Origin of the sequence: Nesterenkonia aethiopica, assembly GCF_039534665.1 — a bacterium.
Lineage (GTDB): Bacteria > Actinomycetota > Actinomycetes > Actinomycetales > Micrococcaceae > Nesterenkonia > Nesterenkonia aethiopica.
Window position 1 is genome coordinate 138,650 of record NZ_BAAAVT010000009.1, and the last position, 13,865, is coordinate 152,514.

A 13,865-nucleotide genomic window follows, 5' to 3' on the forward strand; every position below is an offset into this window, starting at 1 on the left:
CTGAGCCCCCTCCGACGCGCGGTCTGTCCCCGTCGTCTTCGTCAGTCCCGTGAAACCCGGTGGGGAAAGACGATGACGACGGGGACAGACGTGTCTGCCGGAGCCGACCCGGGTCGCGCAGCCTCTACGGAGCCGCCTCCAGCAGCGCCTCCAGGAGATGCAGCGCGGCGATCTTCTCCAGCGGCGCGTTCCGGTTCCCGCATTTGGGGGACTGCACGCAGGAAGGACACCCGGTCTCGCAGCCGCAGCCGCGGATGGTCTGCGCGGTCGCGGCGATCCACTCCCGCACTGCCGTATGCCCGCGCTCGGCGAACCCGGCGCCGCCGGGGTGCCCGTCGTAGACGAAGATCGTGGGCTGCTCGGTGTCGGCGTGCAGCGCGGTGGAGACCCCGCCGATGTCCCAGCGGTCGGAGGAGGCGATGAGCGGCAGCAGCCCGATCATCGCGTGCTCGGCGGCGTGCAGCGCCCCGGGGACCTGCTCGGGCACCACCCCGGCGGCCGCCAGCGCGGTCTCGGGCGCGGTGATCCACACCGCCTGGGTCTGCAGGCGCGACGGCGGCAGGTCCAGCGGCTCGTCGGAGAGCACCTCGGAGGTGCCCAGCGCCTTGCGCTGGAATCCGACGACGGCGGAGGTCACCTCCACCTGTCCGAGATGCAGGCCGAACCGGTCCCACGCCTGAGAGGCGGAGGTCTCGAGCACCTCGATCGACGTCGTCTCTCGGGCCTGGGTGTAGTACGGCGGGTTCGCCCGGGAGACCAGCACCACGCCGTCGTCGGCGGCCAGGTCCTCCACGATGAACGTCCGGCCCTGGTGCACGTACACGGCTCCGGGGTGCGCCTGAGGCTGAGCCTGGGCGGCTCCCATGTCACCGATCACCGAACCGTCCTCGGCGTCGACGATCGTGTACGGCCCGCCGCCGTCGGAGCGCAGGCGCACCCAGTCGGCGGCGGAGGCGTCGTCGTGGGCGAAGAACCAGCCGCGCGGTCGGCGTCGCAGATGTCCCTGCTCTGTGAGCGTGTCGATCAGCCATCGGCCGGGTTCGAACAGCTCGACATCGTCCAGGGTCAGCGGCAGCTCCTGCGCGGCGGCCAGCAGGTGCGGGGCGGCCACATGCGGGTTGGAGGGGTCGATGACGGCGTCCTCCACCTTCGCGGAGAAGATCGCCTCCGGGTGCTCCAACAGGTAGGAGTCCAGCGGATCGTCCCCGGCGATGAAGAATGCGGCCCCGCGCTGCCCGGAGCGCCCGGCGCGTCCCAGCTGCTGGAAGAAGGAGGCTCGCGTGCCGGGCCAGCCCGCGATGATCACCGCGTCCAGACCTGAGATGTCGATGCCCAGCTCCAATGCAGGGGTGGAGGCGACGCCGAGGAGCCGGCCGTCGCGCAGCGCGTCCTCCAGGGTGCGCCGCTCCTCCTTCAGGTACCCGGATCGGTAGGCGGCCACGCGTCCCAGCAGGTCGGTGTCGATCTCGGCCAGGTTGTCGGCGGCGATCCGGGCGATGGTCTCGGCGCCGCGCCGGGACTTGATGAACGCCAGCGTCCGGTGCCCGGCCACCATGAGGTCGGTGAGGATGTCGGCGGCCTCCACGGTGAGGCTGCGTTTCAGCGGGGCGCCGCCGTCGCCGGTGTGTTCGGAGAGCGTGGACTCCCACAGGTAGACGTCCACGGCTCCGTGGGGCGAGCCGTCCTCGGTGACAGCGGTGACCTCCTCGGCGGGAACCCCGATGAGGCGGGAGAACGACGACGCCGGATCGCCGCTGGTCGCCGACGCTGCGGCGAAGACGGGCTCGGCGCCCCGGCGGTAGTGGGCCACCACGCGGCGCAGCCGGCGCAGCAGCAGGGCCACGTGGGAGCCGAAGATGCCGCGACAGCTGTGCGCCTCATCGATGATGACCAGTCGCAGGCGGGCCAGGAAGCGGGCCCAGGCCCGGTGGTTGGGCAGGATGCCCACGTTGAGCATGTCCGGGTTGGTGAGCACCACGTTGGCGTGCTGACGCACCCAGCGGCGCTCCTCGGGGTCGGTGTCGCCGTCATAGGAGGCGGCGCGGATCCCGCCGTCGGCGGTGTGCGTCTCGCTGTCGGCCAGGGCGTGGTCCACCTGGCGGGCGAGCTCGGTGAGCGCGTCGAGCTGGTCGGCGGCCAGGGCCTTGGTGGGGGAGAGGTAGAGGACGGTGCCGCCCTCGGCGAGCACGGCGGCCAGACCGGGCAGCTGGGTGCCCAGGGACTTGCCGGAGGCGGTGCCGGTGGCCAGGATCGTGTGCCGTCCGGCCCGCAGGGCCTCGGCGGCGTCGACCTGATGCGTGTAGAGCTGTCCGATGCCGACGCCGGCGTAGCCCTGCGCCAGCGGCTCCGGAACCCACTCGGGCCAGGGCGCGGTGCGGGCGGTGCGGGCCTCCAGGGTGCGGACGTGGCGCAGCGGGCCCTCGTCGCTGACCGTGGCGGGCAGTCCGGCGCGGCGCAGCAGCGTGAGTGCGGCGGAGGGGTCCTCGGCGACGTCGTCAGCGGGGTCGGAGGCGGGGCGGGTCATCCCGTCCAGGGTACTCGCCCCGCCGCCGCAGTCGCCGCCTGAGGCCCGGCCGCCCGGGCCCGTCGTCGGCCCCTGTCGTCAGGCCCTGGAGCCGAGCTCCGCGATGTGCTCGGGCAGCCGGTCATGGGAGCCGTACATGAAGTGGTTCTCCATGCGCTCCGAGTAGCGGCTGGCCTCGGTGGTGCGGCCCACCGCCTCGGCCACCTGGCGGATGTGCATCGGGGACGCTCCGCAGCACACGCCGAGGTAGTTGATCCCCAGGGCGTGCGCCTCGGCGGCGAAGGCACCGATCTCATAGCGGTTGGTGAAGAGCGGGTCCAGCGCGGTGGGGAAGGTACGGCCATGCGGGGAGGGAACGGCGGCGCCGTCGTCGGAGAGGTTGAAGAAGGTGGGCTCCGCCTCGGTGGTGCGGTAGGGGATCGGCAGCGCGCCCACGTGGCAGGACACGGCCTCGCGGATCTGTCGCAGCCAGGACATCATGGTGGCCGGGCCGCGGAAGCAGTTCAGGCCGACGACGTCGGCCCCGGCCTGCTCCAGGCGCTGGCAGGTCTCCACCACGCCCAGGCCGTCGGCCATCTCCTCGAAGGCCATCGGCGCCAGCGTGAGCACCACCGGCAGCTCGGCGGAGCGGGCGATCTCCAGGGCGGCGAGCGCTTCGCCGGCGTAGTAGAAGGTCTCCCCGATGATCAGGTCGGCGCCCTCCTCGACGGCCCAGCCGACCATCTCCTCGAACATTCCGCGCACCTCGGCCTGCTTGGCGGGGTCGGCGGGGTCCCAGATGTTGGAGTTGGAGATGTTGCCGGCCATGAGGTCGCCGGGGCGCGCGTCGGCCACCTCGCGGGCGATCTGCAGGGCTGCGCGGTTCAGCGGCTCGAGCAGCTCCTCCTTGCCGATGACGCGCATCTTCTCGCGGTGTCCGTTGTACGTGAAGGCCTCGACGACGTCGGAGCCGGCGCGCTGGAAGTCCACGTGCAGCGCGCGCAGCGCGTCGGGGTGCTCGAGGGCCACCTCGGGGACGAACTCCCCGGCGGTGAGGTATCCACGGCGTTCCAGCTCGAAGAGGAACCCTTCGGCGCAGATCACCGGTCCGGCGTCGAGTCGGTCTGTGAACGATGGCTGGGCGGTCATCACCGCTCCTCTCAGTCATGGGATGTGACGTGCCACGGGTGGGAGCGGCCGATGCGAGGCCTCGCGTCTCCGGCCGGGTGGGTCGATCTGTCGTGGCGGTGACGCCGACTCTACAAGAATGATCACGTCGATGGGAATTATGTTCATAGAGTGACACGGAGGATCGGGAGGACGCGGCTCCAGACGACGACGGGCCGCCCCCTACGGAGCTCCGCCGGGAAGGGCGGAGCCGCAGGAGACGGCCCTCAGGTCGGCGCGGCGGTGCCGCCGCGCAGGAACGCTCGGAGGCTCAGGCCTCGCTCTTGAGGTCGTCGAACTGGGAGTGCGAGGGGCGGATACGTTCGCTGCCCGGGGCGCCGTAGACGTAGACGTCGCCCAGCAGCGTCCAGCCCAGATACTCGTAGAGCTCCAGGCCCTCGGCGTTGGCCACCAGCAGGCCCTCCTCGACATCGCTCTCCAGGGCGATGGCCACCAGGGCGCGGGTCACGAACGTGCCCAGGCCCTGACGGCGGAAGTCGGGATTGGTGTAGATGCGGTCCAGGACGGCGTACTCGTCGACGACGGCGACGCGCCCGCGGGCGGCCACGGTGTCGCCGGAGCAGACGGTGAACAGGGTCCAGCCGTCGAAGTCCTCCCGGGTGGTGGTGTAGCCCTCCGGGGTGATGGGGTCCTCGACGTCCTGGGTGCCCATGTCGACGACCATCAGCTTCTCTTCGTCGCTGATGCGCTCGAGGCCGTTGATGGAGTCCTTCAGAGACTCGTCGCCGGGCTCGGCGATCAGCGTCAGCAGTCGCCCCGGGCTCTTCGTGACCGCCGAGATGACTTGGCGCAGAGCGGTCTCGTCCGGGGCGTGGAGGACGTATTCCCAGTCGTCCGAATCGCCGGAGCGCAGGGCGGAGTGGACGGCTCCGTCGTGGTCGACGTCGTAGTCGTGGGTCCGGGCCCAGCCGGTCACCCAGGTGCGGACGAGTGCGTCGTTCAGCTCGGAAGTCATGAGACGACTATATGAGTTCAGACCGGGGGTGTGGGAGGGGCCACGGCAACGAGTTCATAAAGATCGATGCGCTGAACCCCGTGGTCAGCACGATCTGCGGGCGACTGACCAGGGGCGGAGGATCTGTCCGGATCGTCGGTGTGCGCCGGTATCCTGGTGCCCCGTGAGCATCTCGCGGATCGTCCTCTACTACGCCTTCACCCCGCTGTCCGACCCGGAGGCCGTACGCCTGTGGCAGCACACGTTGTGCCGGGAGCTGGGGCTGAAGGGTCGCATCATCGTCTCCCCCCACGGCATCAACGGCACCGTCGGCGGAGAGCTCTCAGCGGTGAAGCAGTACGTGAAGCAGACGCGTTCCTACGGCCCGTTCCGCGGCATGGAGTTCAAGTGGTCCGACGGCGGTGCCGAGGACTTTCCGCGACTCTCGGTCAAGGTCCGCCCCGAGCTGGTGGCCTTCGGGGTCCCGGAGGAGATCGAGGTCGACGAGCAGGGGGTGGTCGGCGGCGGCGAGCACTTGACTCCGCAGCAGGTCCACGAGCTGGTGGAGGCCAAGCGAGCCGACGGTGCGGAGGTGACCTTCTTCGACGGCCGCAACGCCATGGAGGCCCAGATCGGCCGGTTCAAGGACGCCGTCGTCCCGGAGACCGAGACCACTCGGGACTTCATCGCGGAGCTGGACTCCGGGAAGTATGACCACCTGAAGGACCAGCCGGTGGTCACCTACTGCACCGGCGGCATCCGCTGCGAGGTCCTCTCCGCGCTGATGAGGCGGCGAGGCTTCGAGGAGGTCTATCAGATCGACGGCGGCATCGTCCGCTACGGGGAGGCCTACGGTGATTCCGGCTACTGGGAGGGTGAGCTCTACGTCTTCGACGGGCGCATGAACACCCGGTTCAGCCAGGAGGCCGCCACCCTGGGCGAATGCACCGCCTGCGGAGGGCCGACCAGCTCCTTCCACAACTGTCGGGACCGTGGATGCTCCACGCTCATGCTCTACTGCGAGGACTGCCGCCACATCCCTGAGACCACCCGGTGCGCGGACTGCGAGGCCCGACTGGCCGCGCACCCGCAGGACCCCAACTCCGGACACCTCGAGAGGCCCCGACGCCGATGACCCGCCTGTCCCGCGAGGCTGCGGCCGCGCTGCCCGCCCCCCGTTCCGAGAGCGACGCCGCGGTTGCCGCCGTCGCTGTGCTGCGTGCCGAGCTTCAGGCCGCCCGGTTCACCAACGCACGGGTCTCCGAGCTGCTGGGTCCCGAGGCCGTGGCCGCCCTGGACCGGGAGCAGATCGCCCCGGGCCAGCTGGTGGTGTCCCGGCTGCTCCAGCAGGAGCGACCGGACCCCTGCGCGGTGTTCACCGCCCTGTGGCTGCTGGACATGGAGGTCGATGCCGACGTCGTCTCCGCCGCGCTGCCGCGGCTGGGAGCAGAGGGCCTGGAGACGCTGGGCCTGGCCCACCGCGACGGCGGGACCTGCCGTCCGTCGGTGGATCTGCGCCCCTATCAGGTCCAGGGCCGCGAGGGAGAGTCGGACCTGTGGGTCACCTCCGACCTCTCCGCTCATCAGGTGGACGGTCCTCTGCCTGCGGAGCATGTGCTCGGCGTCGGTCAGGCCAGTCTGACCCTGGCGTCGATCACCCACCGTCGCCCGGTGCGCCGGGCGCTGGACATCGGCACCGGCTGCGGCATCCAGCTGTTCCACCTGCTGGACCATGCTGAGCATGTGGTGGCCACCGACCTCTCGGACCGTGCGCTGGCCTTCACCCGCTTCAACCTGCTGCTCAATGCGCCTGCGCTGCGCCTGGACCCGCGCCGGCTGGCCGATCGGGTCGAGCTGCGTCGCGGGAGCCTGCTGGACCCGGTGGCCGGCGAGACCTTCGATCTGGTGGTCTCCAATCCGCCGTTCGTCATCACCCCGCGCGTCACCGAGGCCCGCGTGGGGGAGCGGTACACGTACCGCGACGGCGGCCGCACCGGCGATGAGCTCATGGCCGAGCTGATCGGGGGTCTGCCGGCGGTGCTCGCACCCGGTGGGACCGCCCAGATGCTGGGCAACTGGGAGGTCCATGGGGCCTCGGACTGGCAGGAGCGTCCCCGCGGCTGGGCTCAGGAGGCCGGTCTCGACGCGTGGTTCGTTCAGCGCGACCTCCAGGACGGGCCCGGCTATGCGGAGACCTGGCTGCGCGACGCGGCCGAGGAGCGTGACCTGGACGACTACCGGCGCCGTTACGCCGAGTATGTCGAGGACTTTGCGACCCGTGGCGTCACCGCCGTCGGATTCGGCCTGATCTGGTTGCACCGGCCCCGCGCCGGCGCGGGGCCGTCCTGGGTGCGGCTGGAGGAGATCACCCACCCCGTGGATCAGCCGCTCGGCCCGATCCTGGGGCGTGCCGCTGAGCGGGCGCTCGCGGCGGCCGCCGACCGCGCAGCGGTGCTGGATCAGCGGCTTGTCGTCGCCGGGGACGTCACCGAGGAGCGGCACCAGCGGTTCGGCGCCGCGGACCCGGAGGTCATCCTGGCGCGTCAGGGCGGCGGTCTGCGCCGGGCGCGTCCCGTGTCCTCGGGGGCCGCGGGCGTGCTGGGCGCGGCGGACGGGGACTTCGCGGCCGGGCAGCTCATCACCGCGGTCGGGGCGCTGCTGGACGACGGGACGGTCGACGTCGAGCAGCTGACCTCCGCCCTGCGCGAGGAGGTCCTGGAGCTCTACGTGGACGGGTTCCTCACCGAGGCGTGAGGCGGCTGCGGGCGTCCTCGGATGACGCGCGATGATGTCTGCGTCACATCCGCTCGTCTAGACTTCCCACCATGTCACCTCGCGCCGCACTCGCAGACCACGATGACGTCGCGACAGGTCCGGCGGCCCCGAGGAGCGGGCACGACCATGAGGACCTGCCGCCGTCGGTCGTCATCGAGGATGTCCAGGCCATCCGTGCGCTCGCCCATGAGGCGCGGCTCACCGCCCTGGACGAGCTCTTCGGGACCCATCGGGTCTACACCGCCACGGAACTGGCGGCCCAGTGCGACATCTCGCCCTCGGCGATGAGCTACCACCTGCGGGCATTGGAGAAGTACGGATACATCCGGCGGGTGGAGCATGCCGGGGACGGACGCAACCGGTACTGGCAGGCCGCCGCCCGGCGGCTGAGGATCTCCGGGTTCGACTCTTCGGCGCACGCCAAGAACGCCTACGCCAACGCGCAGATCAAGTCGCTGCAGCGACGCATCGGGGACGAGATCCTGCGGCGTGAGCAGCGCGGTCCCAGCTCGGTGGAGCTGCACCCCATCCTGTCTTCGGGCATCCTGTCGCTGGATGAGGATCGTGCTCAGGAGTTCAAGGATCGGCTCTACGCCCTGGTCGCCGAGTACGAGCAGGCCTGCTCGGAGCACCCTGAGGAGGACCCGGCCAGTCGGCTGCACTACTTCGTCTCGGCCATCGAGGAGCCGGTCCGCCGGGCTGCTCCGGAGGGGCCGGAAGAGCCCGCGGATTCCGGGGACGGGGCCGATGAGACGGGGTCGGAGACCGGCGACGGCGCCGTCTGACGGCACTGATATATTGAGCACCGCCGCCCACCCAACCCGACGTCGAGGAGTGCAGTGCCCCCCAAGGCCGCAGCAGGCAAGAAGCTGGTGATCGTCGAGTCGCCGGCCAAGAGCAGGTCGATCGCCAAGTATCTGGGCGACGACTTCATCGTGGACGCCTCGGCCGGGCATATCCGTGATCTGCCGCAGCCCTCGGACCTGCCGGCGGAGATGAAGAAGGGCCCGTTCGGGAAGTTCGCGGTCAACCCGGAGGACGGCTTCGAGCCGTACTACGTGATCTCCGAGTCCAAGAAGAAGAAGGTCTCGGAGCTCAAACGGGCGCTCAAGGAGGCCAGCGAACTCTACCTGGCCACTGACGCCGACCGCGAGGGTGAGGCCATCGCGTGGCATCTGCTCGAGGTGCTCAAGCCGAAGGTGCCGGTCTATCGGATGACCTTCACCGAGATCACCCGGGAGGGGATCACCCGCGCCCTGGACAACGTGCGCCAGATCGACGAGGACCTGGTCGACGCGCAGGAGACCCGGCGCATCCTGGACCGCCTCTACGGCTATGAGATCTCCCCGGTGCTGTGGCGCAAGATCGGCCGCGGCCTGTCCGCAGGCCGGGTGCAGTCCGTGGCGACCCGCCTGGTGGTCGAACGGGAGCGGGAGCGCATGGCATTCATCCCCGCCTCGTACTGGGACCTGGCGGGGACCTTCACCACCGACGCCGGCGAGTCCTTCGCCGCGAAGCTCCACGCCGTCGACGGCGCCCGGGTGGCCACCGGGGCGGACTTCGACGACCGCGGGACGCTGAAGTCCACCCGGTCGAAGTCCGAGGTCACCGTCCTGGATCGGGTGGCCGCCGAGTCGCTCGCCGAGGGGCTGACCCAGGCTCGCTTCGAGGTTGACTCCCTCGAGGAGAAGCCCTACAGCCGCCGGCCGTCCCCGGCCTTCACCACCTCCACGCTGCAGCAGGAGGCCTCCCGGCGTCTGCGGTTCTCCTCCCGCGTGACCATGCAGGTCGCCCAGCGTCTCTATGAGAACGGCTACATCACCTATATGCGCACCGACTCGGTGACGCTGTCGAATGAGGCGATCACCGCGGCGCGCCGTCAGGCCTCCGAGCTCTACGGCCCCGAGTCCGTGCCGGAGAAGCCTCGGCACTACGCCAAGAAGAACGACTCCGCCCAGGAGGCCCACGAGGCCATCCGTCCGGCGGGAGACCACTTCCGCACCCCGGGCCAGGTGGCCGGGGAGCTCTCCAAGGAGGAGTTCCGCCTCTACGAGCTGATCTGGAAGCGCACCATCGCCTCGCAGATGGCCGACGCCAAGGGCTTCACCGCCTCGGTGAGGCTGACCGGTCAGTCCTCTGACGGGAGGCGCGCCACGTTCGGTGCCTCCGGAACCGTCATCACCTTCCCCGGCTTCCTGGCCGCCTATGAGGAGGTCAAGGAGAAGACCGCCGCCGAGGGCGAGGAGCAGGGGGAGAAGGACGACGCCGCATCCTCGGACCGGCGGCTGCCCAAACTGGAGCAGGGACAGAACCTCACCGGCGAGGACGTCCGGGCCAAGGGGCACGAGACCACGCCGCCGGCCCGCTACACGGAGGCGAGCATCGTCGCCGAGCTGGAGAAGCGGGAGATCGGTCGCCCGTCCACCTATGCACCGACGATCTCCACGATCATGGATCGCGGCTACGTGACCAAACGCGGGGCGGCCCTGGTGCCCTCCTGGACCGCCTTCTCCGTGATCCGGCTGCTGGAGGAGCACTTCGGCCGCTACGTGGACTATGACTTCACCGCACGCATGGAGGACGACCTCGACCAGATCGCCCGCGGCGAGATCGAGCGGGAGGCGTGGCTGCAGGGCTTCTACTTCGGAGCCGACAGCGGCGCCGAAGGGCTGCGTCACGTCGTCGACAACCTCGGAGAGATCGACGCCCGGGCCATCAACTCCATGGAGATCGCGGAGGGCGTCACCCTGCGTGTGGGGCGGTACGGGCCCTACCTGGAGCGTCCGAACCCCGAGGGCGGGGAGGGCGCAGAGCCGCTGCGCGCCAACATCCCCGAGGACCTTGCTCCGGACGAGCTGACCGCCGAGCGTGCGGAGGCGCTCTTCGAGAAGGCCCAGCACTCCGGCCGGGTGCTCGGACATGACCCGGAGACCGGCCGGGAGATCGTCGCCAAGGACGGCCGCTACGGCCCCTATGTCACCGAGGTCATCGAGGAGATGACCGAGGACCAGGTGCAGGCGTATCTGGACGCCCAGCCCACCGAGTACTACAAGAACGGCAAGCCCAAGCCGAAGAAGAAGCCCAAGAAGGAGAAGCCCCGCACGGGCTCCCTGCTGAAGTCGATGTCGCTGGAGACGGTGACGCTCGAGGACGCGCTGAAGCTGCTCTCCCTGCCGCGGGTGGTCGGCGTCGACGCCGACGGCGAGGAGATCACCGCTCAGAACGGGCGCTTCGGTCCCTACCTGAAGAAGGGCACCGACTCCCGTTCGCTGGAGTCGGAGGAGCAGCTGTTCACGATCACGCTGCAGGAGGCCCAGGCGATCTACGCCCAGCCCAAGCAGCGGGGTCGGCGTCAGGCGGCCGCACCCCTGGCCGAGTTCGGGCAGGATCCCACCTCGGAGAAGCCCGTGGTGGTCAAGGACGGCCGTTTCGGTCCGTACGTCACCGATGGGGAGACGAACGTGACGGTGCCGAGGGGGACCTCGGTGGAGTCGCTCACGAAGGAACGGGCCTTCGAGCTGTTGGCCGAGAAGCGCGCCAAGGCGCCGGCGAAGAAGGGCGCACGGAAGTCCGGCACCTCCACGAAGTCCGGTTCGTCGAAGTCCTCGAAGTCCTCCGGGGCGAAGTCCACGACGACGAAGAAGTCCTCCAGTGCCAAGCCCGCCACCGCAGGGTCGGGGAAGTAGGGGTCTCATGCGACTGGGCGTGCTCGACATCGGCTCCAACACCGTCCACCTGCTCCTGGTGGACGCGCACGTCGGAGCCAAGCCCGAAGCCTTCGCCTCGCATAAGCGGCCGCTGTCCCTGGTCCGTCATTTGGACCCCGAGGGCGCCATCACGCGGGCGGGGCAGGACGAGCTGATCGGGTTCATCGACGAGGCCGCCCGCTTCGCCGCCCGGCACCGGGCCGAGGATCTGCTGTCCTTCTGCACCTCGGCGATCCGCGAAGCCACCAACGGGGACGAGGTCCTGGCTCGCGTGGCCGCCGAGACCGATGTGGAGCTCATGGAGCTCACCGGGGCCCAGGAGTCGGCCATGACGTTCTTCGCCGCCCGTCGGTGGCGCGGATGGAGCGCGGGCCACATCCTGAACTTCGACATCGGCGGGGGCTCCTTCGAAATGGCCTACGGGCAGGACGAGCTGCCCAGCACGGCGATGTCGGTGCCGCTGGGCGCGGGTCGGCTGACCCGGGACTGGCTGACCGAGGATCCCCCCACCAAGGAGCAGATCAAGGCGCTGAAGACCTATGTGCGGGAGGAGATCGCGGCCGCCCGCCTGGAGTTCCCGATGCTGAACTCCCATACCGAGGTGCTGGCCACCTCCAAGACGTTTCGTTCTCTGGCCCGGATGACCGGTGCGGCGCCGTCGGCCTCCGGCCCCTATGTGCGTCGTACGCTGGCGCATAAGGACCTCAAGCCGCTGGTCAAGCGGCTGGGCCAGATGAGCGCCACCGAGCGGGCGGAGCTGCCCGGCGTCTCCGTCGTGCGCGCGCGGCAGGTCTTCGCCGGTGCGCTGGTGGCGGAGGCGGCCATGAAGACCTTCGGCATCGACGAGCTGCAGATCTGCCCCTGGGCGCTGAGGGAGGGGCTGATCCTGCGTCGGCTGGACGCCCTGGTGCGGGAGCACGGCGTGGAGGTCGCCCACGCGCCCGGGGTGGGCCATGTGGACCTCGCCCGCGAGCTGAGGCGGCCGACGCGCCGCGACGTCGCGGCGACTCGAGCGGCGGTCGAACATGCCCACCGCTGAGCCGCGCATCCCGGTGGCGCTGTCCACGTCCTCGGTCTACCCCCTCGGGGCGGCTGAGGGCTTCTCCATGGCGGCCGATCTCGGCTACGACGGCATGGAGGTCATGGTCACCCACCGGGCCGAGACGCAGCAGGCCGACGTGCTCAACGAGCTGTCCTGGCGCTTCGGGCTGCCGGTGATGGCCATCCACGCGCCCACGCTGCTGCTGACCCAGCAGGTGTGGGGCTCCGCCTGGGAGAAGCTGCGGCGCAGCGCCAAGCTGGCCGCCGCCGTCGGGTGCGCCACGGTGGTGGCGCACCCCCCGTTCCGCTGGCAGGCCGGCTACGCGGAGGGCTTCGCGGACGGCATCGCCAAGCTGGAGCAGGACACCGGGGTCCACTTCGCAGTGGAGAACATGTACCCGTGGAAGGCCGGAGCGCGCACCGCGGCCATGTACCTGCCGCACTGGGACCCGGTGGGTCAGGCTTACCCCTACGTGACCTGGGACTTCTCCCATGCGGCCACCGCGGAGGCCGACTCGCTGGACTCCTGCCGCAGGTTGGGCGGCCGGCTGCGGCATGTGCACCTGACGGACGGCTGGTCCAACGGCTTCAAGGACGACCACCTCATCCCCGGCCACGGCGAGCAGCCTGTCGCGGAGACTCTGGAGCTCATCGCCTCTCCCGACTTCGCCGACGGGCAGGGGTTCCGAGGCGTGGTGGCGGTGGAGGTAGCCACCCGTGCGGCCAAGCAGGTGGGTGAGAAGGAGCGTTGGCTGGCAGAATCACTGGAGTTCGCCCGCCGCCACCTGGCGCGCGGCGCGGCCTCGGCCGAGGGGGCCGGGGTCGATGACACGGCTGACGCAGCTGACACGGAGGAGGAGAGGTCCTGATGCGCATCGCGATGCTGGGGCTCGGGTCCATGAACGGCGCCATCCTGTCCGGTTTTCTCGCCTCGGGGGTCTCGGCCGACGACGTCGTCGCCACCTCGCGTTCGGCGGCCTCCGCCCGGGCGCGGGCCGCCGAGCATGGCGTGACCGTGCTGGCGGAGGAGGACGACGCCGAGGCCAACCGTCGCGCGGCCGCCGAGGCCGACGTCGTCTTCCTGGGCGTGAAGCCGCATGGGATCGTCGCCCTGTGCACGGAGATCCGGGACGCGCTGAGGCCCGAGGCGGTGGTGGTCTCGGTGGCCGCCGCGGTGGACCTGCAGATGATGCAGGACGCCCTGCGTGCGGGCCAGCCGGTGATCCGCTCCATGCCCAACACGCCGCTCTCCGTGGGCCTCGGTGTGGTCGGCCTGGTGCCGGGCGCCCACGTCACCGCGGACCAGACTGACCGGGTGAAGGGCCTGCTGGGGGCCTGCGGGGCGGTCCATGTCATCGACGAGGCCCAGATCGATGCCCTGACCGGCATCTCCGGCTCCGGGCCGGCCTACGCCTTCCACCTGGCGGAGCACATGGCCGCCGCCGGCGTGGAGCTGGGGCTGGATCCTGCGTTGGCCGCCGACCTCGCCGCTCGGACCGTGCAGGGCGCGGGGACGATGCTGGTGGAGAACCACATCTCGGGCGCCGCCGATGCGGCCGCCCTGCGGCGAGCGGTGTGCTCGCCCAACGGGACCACCGAGAGGGCCATCGGCCAGTTGGACTCCCATGGCGTCCCGGAGGCCGTGGTCGCCGCCGTGAAGGCCAGCGCGGACCGGGCCGCGGAGATGACCGCACAGCTGCGAGAACAGGTCTAGGCT

10 protein-coding genes are annotated in these 13,865 nt (G+C 70.5%); 7 read left to right on the forward strand and 3 right to left on the reverse strand.

The annotated features are described in order from the left end of the window. Positions 1-124 precede the first annotated feature (124 nt). The 3 genes from ABD658_RS08585 to ABD658_RS08595 all read right to left on the reverse strand — a co-directional run bounded on the left by ABD658_RS08585 (position 125) and on the right by ABD658_RS08595 (position 4,646). Positions 125-2,524: a DEAD/DEAH box helicase gene (locus ABD658_RS08585; RefSeq protein ID WP_344685715.1), complete on the reverse strand. Its 2,400-nt coding sequence runs from the start codon at positions 2,522-2,524 to the stop codon at positions 125-127. 78 nt (positions 2,525-2,602) lie between these two features. Next, a complete protein-coding gene (locus tag ABD658_RS08590; protein WP_070162220.1) occupies positions 2,603-3,652 on the reverse strand; it encodes a homocysteine S-methyltransferase family protein in 1,050 nt (349 codons plus the stop codon). A 289-nt stretch (positions 3,653-3,941) separates the two neighbouring features. Beyond that, on the reverse strand, positions 3,942-4,646 hold the full coding sequence (locus tag ABD658_RS08595) for a GNAT family N-acetyltransferase (RefSeq protein ID WP_344685713.1): 705 nt from the start codon (positions 4,644-4,646) through the stop codon (positions 3,942-3,944). Between the two features lie 163 nt (positions 4,647-4,809). On the opposite strand from ABD658_RS08595, the gene trhO reads away from it, so the two are divergent. The 7 genes from trhO (at position 4,810) to proC (ending at position 13,862) form a co-directional block, all read left to right on the forward strand. Beyond that, on the forward strand, positions 4,810-5,760 hold the full coding sequence (gene trhO, locus ABD658_RS08600) for an oxygen-dependent tRNA uridine(34) hydroxylase TrhO (RefSeq protein WP_344685711.1): 951 nt from the start codon (positions 4,810-4,812) through the stop codon (positions 5,758-5,760). Beyond that, positions 5,757-7,379, forward strand: a complete 1,623-nt coding sequence (locus ABD658_RS08605; protein ID WP_344685709.1) for a DUF7059 domain-containing protein — start codon at positions 5,757-5,759, stop codon at positions 7,377-7,379. The genes trhO and ABD658_RS08605 overlap by 4 nt, the downstream gene beginning before the upstream one ends. A 71-nt stretch (positions 7,380-7,450) precedes the next feature. Further along, positions 7,451-8,185, forward strand: coding sequence for a helix-turn-helix domain-containing protein (locus tag ABD658_RS08610; RefSeq protein WP_344685707.1), 735 nt, complete (start codon positions 7,451-7,453; stop codon positions 8,183-8,185). 54 nt (positions 8,186-8,239) lie between these two features. Next, complete coding sequence (gene topA, locus ABD658_RS08615; protein WP_344685705.1) at positions 8,240-11,086, forward strand: type I DNA topoisomerase; 2,847 nt, start codon at positions 8,240-8,242, stop codon at positions 11,084-11,086. Positions 11,087-11,093: 7 nt separating this feature from the next. Further along, on the forward strand, positions 11,094-12,146 hold the full coding sequence (locus ABD658_RS08620; protein ID WP_311023432.1) for a Ppx/GppA family phosphatase: 1,053 nt from the start codon (positions 11,094-11,096) through the stop codon (positions 12,144-12,146). Then, positions 12,133-13,017, forward strand: coding sequence for a sugar phosphate isomerase/epimerase family protein (locus tag ABD658_RS08625; protein ID WP_344685701.1), 885 nt, complete (start codon positions 12,133-12,135; stop codon positions 13,015-13,017). Before ABD658_RS08620 ends, ABD658_RS08625 begins: the two co-directional genes overlap by 14 nt. After that, a complete protein-coding gene (proC, locus tag ABD658_RS08630) occupies positions 13,017-13,862 on the forward strand; it encodes a pyrroline-5-carboxylate reductase (RefSeq protein WP_344685698.1) in 846 nt (281 codons plus the stop codon). Before ABD658_RS08625 ends, proC begins: the two co-directional genes overlap by 1 nt. Positions 13,863-13,865 lie beyond the last annotated feature (3 nt).

Coding starts and splice junctions, on each gene's coding strand:
- ABD658_RS08590 (WP_070162220.1), bottom strand. CDS start 3,652: ATGACCGCCCAGCCATCGTTCACAGACCGACTCGACGCCGGACCGGTG.
- ABD658_RS08595 (WP_344685713.1), bottom strand. CDS start 4,646: ATGACTTCCGAGCTGAACGACGCACTCGTCCGCACCTGGGTGACCGGC.
- ABD658_RS08625 (WP_344685701.1), top strand. CDS start 12,133: ATGCCCACCGCTGAGCCGCGCATCCCGGTGGCGCTGTCCACGTCCTCG.
- ABD658_RS08620 (WP_311023432.1), top strand. CDS start 11,094: ATGCGACTGGGCGTGCTCGACATCGGCTCCAACACCGTCCACCTGCTC.
- proC (WP_344685698.1), top strand. CDS start 13,017: ATGCGCATCGCGATGCTGGGGCTCGGGTCCATGAACGGCGCCATCCTG.
- ABD658_RS08605 (WP_344685709.1), top strand. CDS start 5,757: ATGACCCGCCTGTCCCGCGAGGCTGCGGCCGCGCTGCCCGCCCCCCGT.
- ABD658_RS08610 (WP_344685707.1), top strand. CDS start 7,451: ATGTCACCTCGCGCCGCACTCGCAGACCACGATGACGTCGCGACAGGT.
- ABD658_RS08585 (WP_344685715.1), bottom strand. CDS start 2,524: ATGACCCGCCCCGCCTCCGACCCCGCTGACGACGTCGCCGAGGACCCC.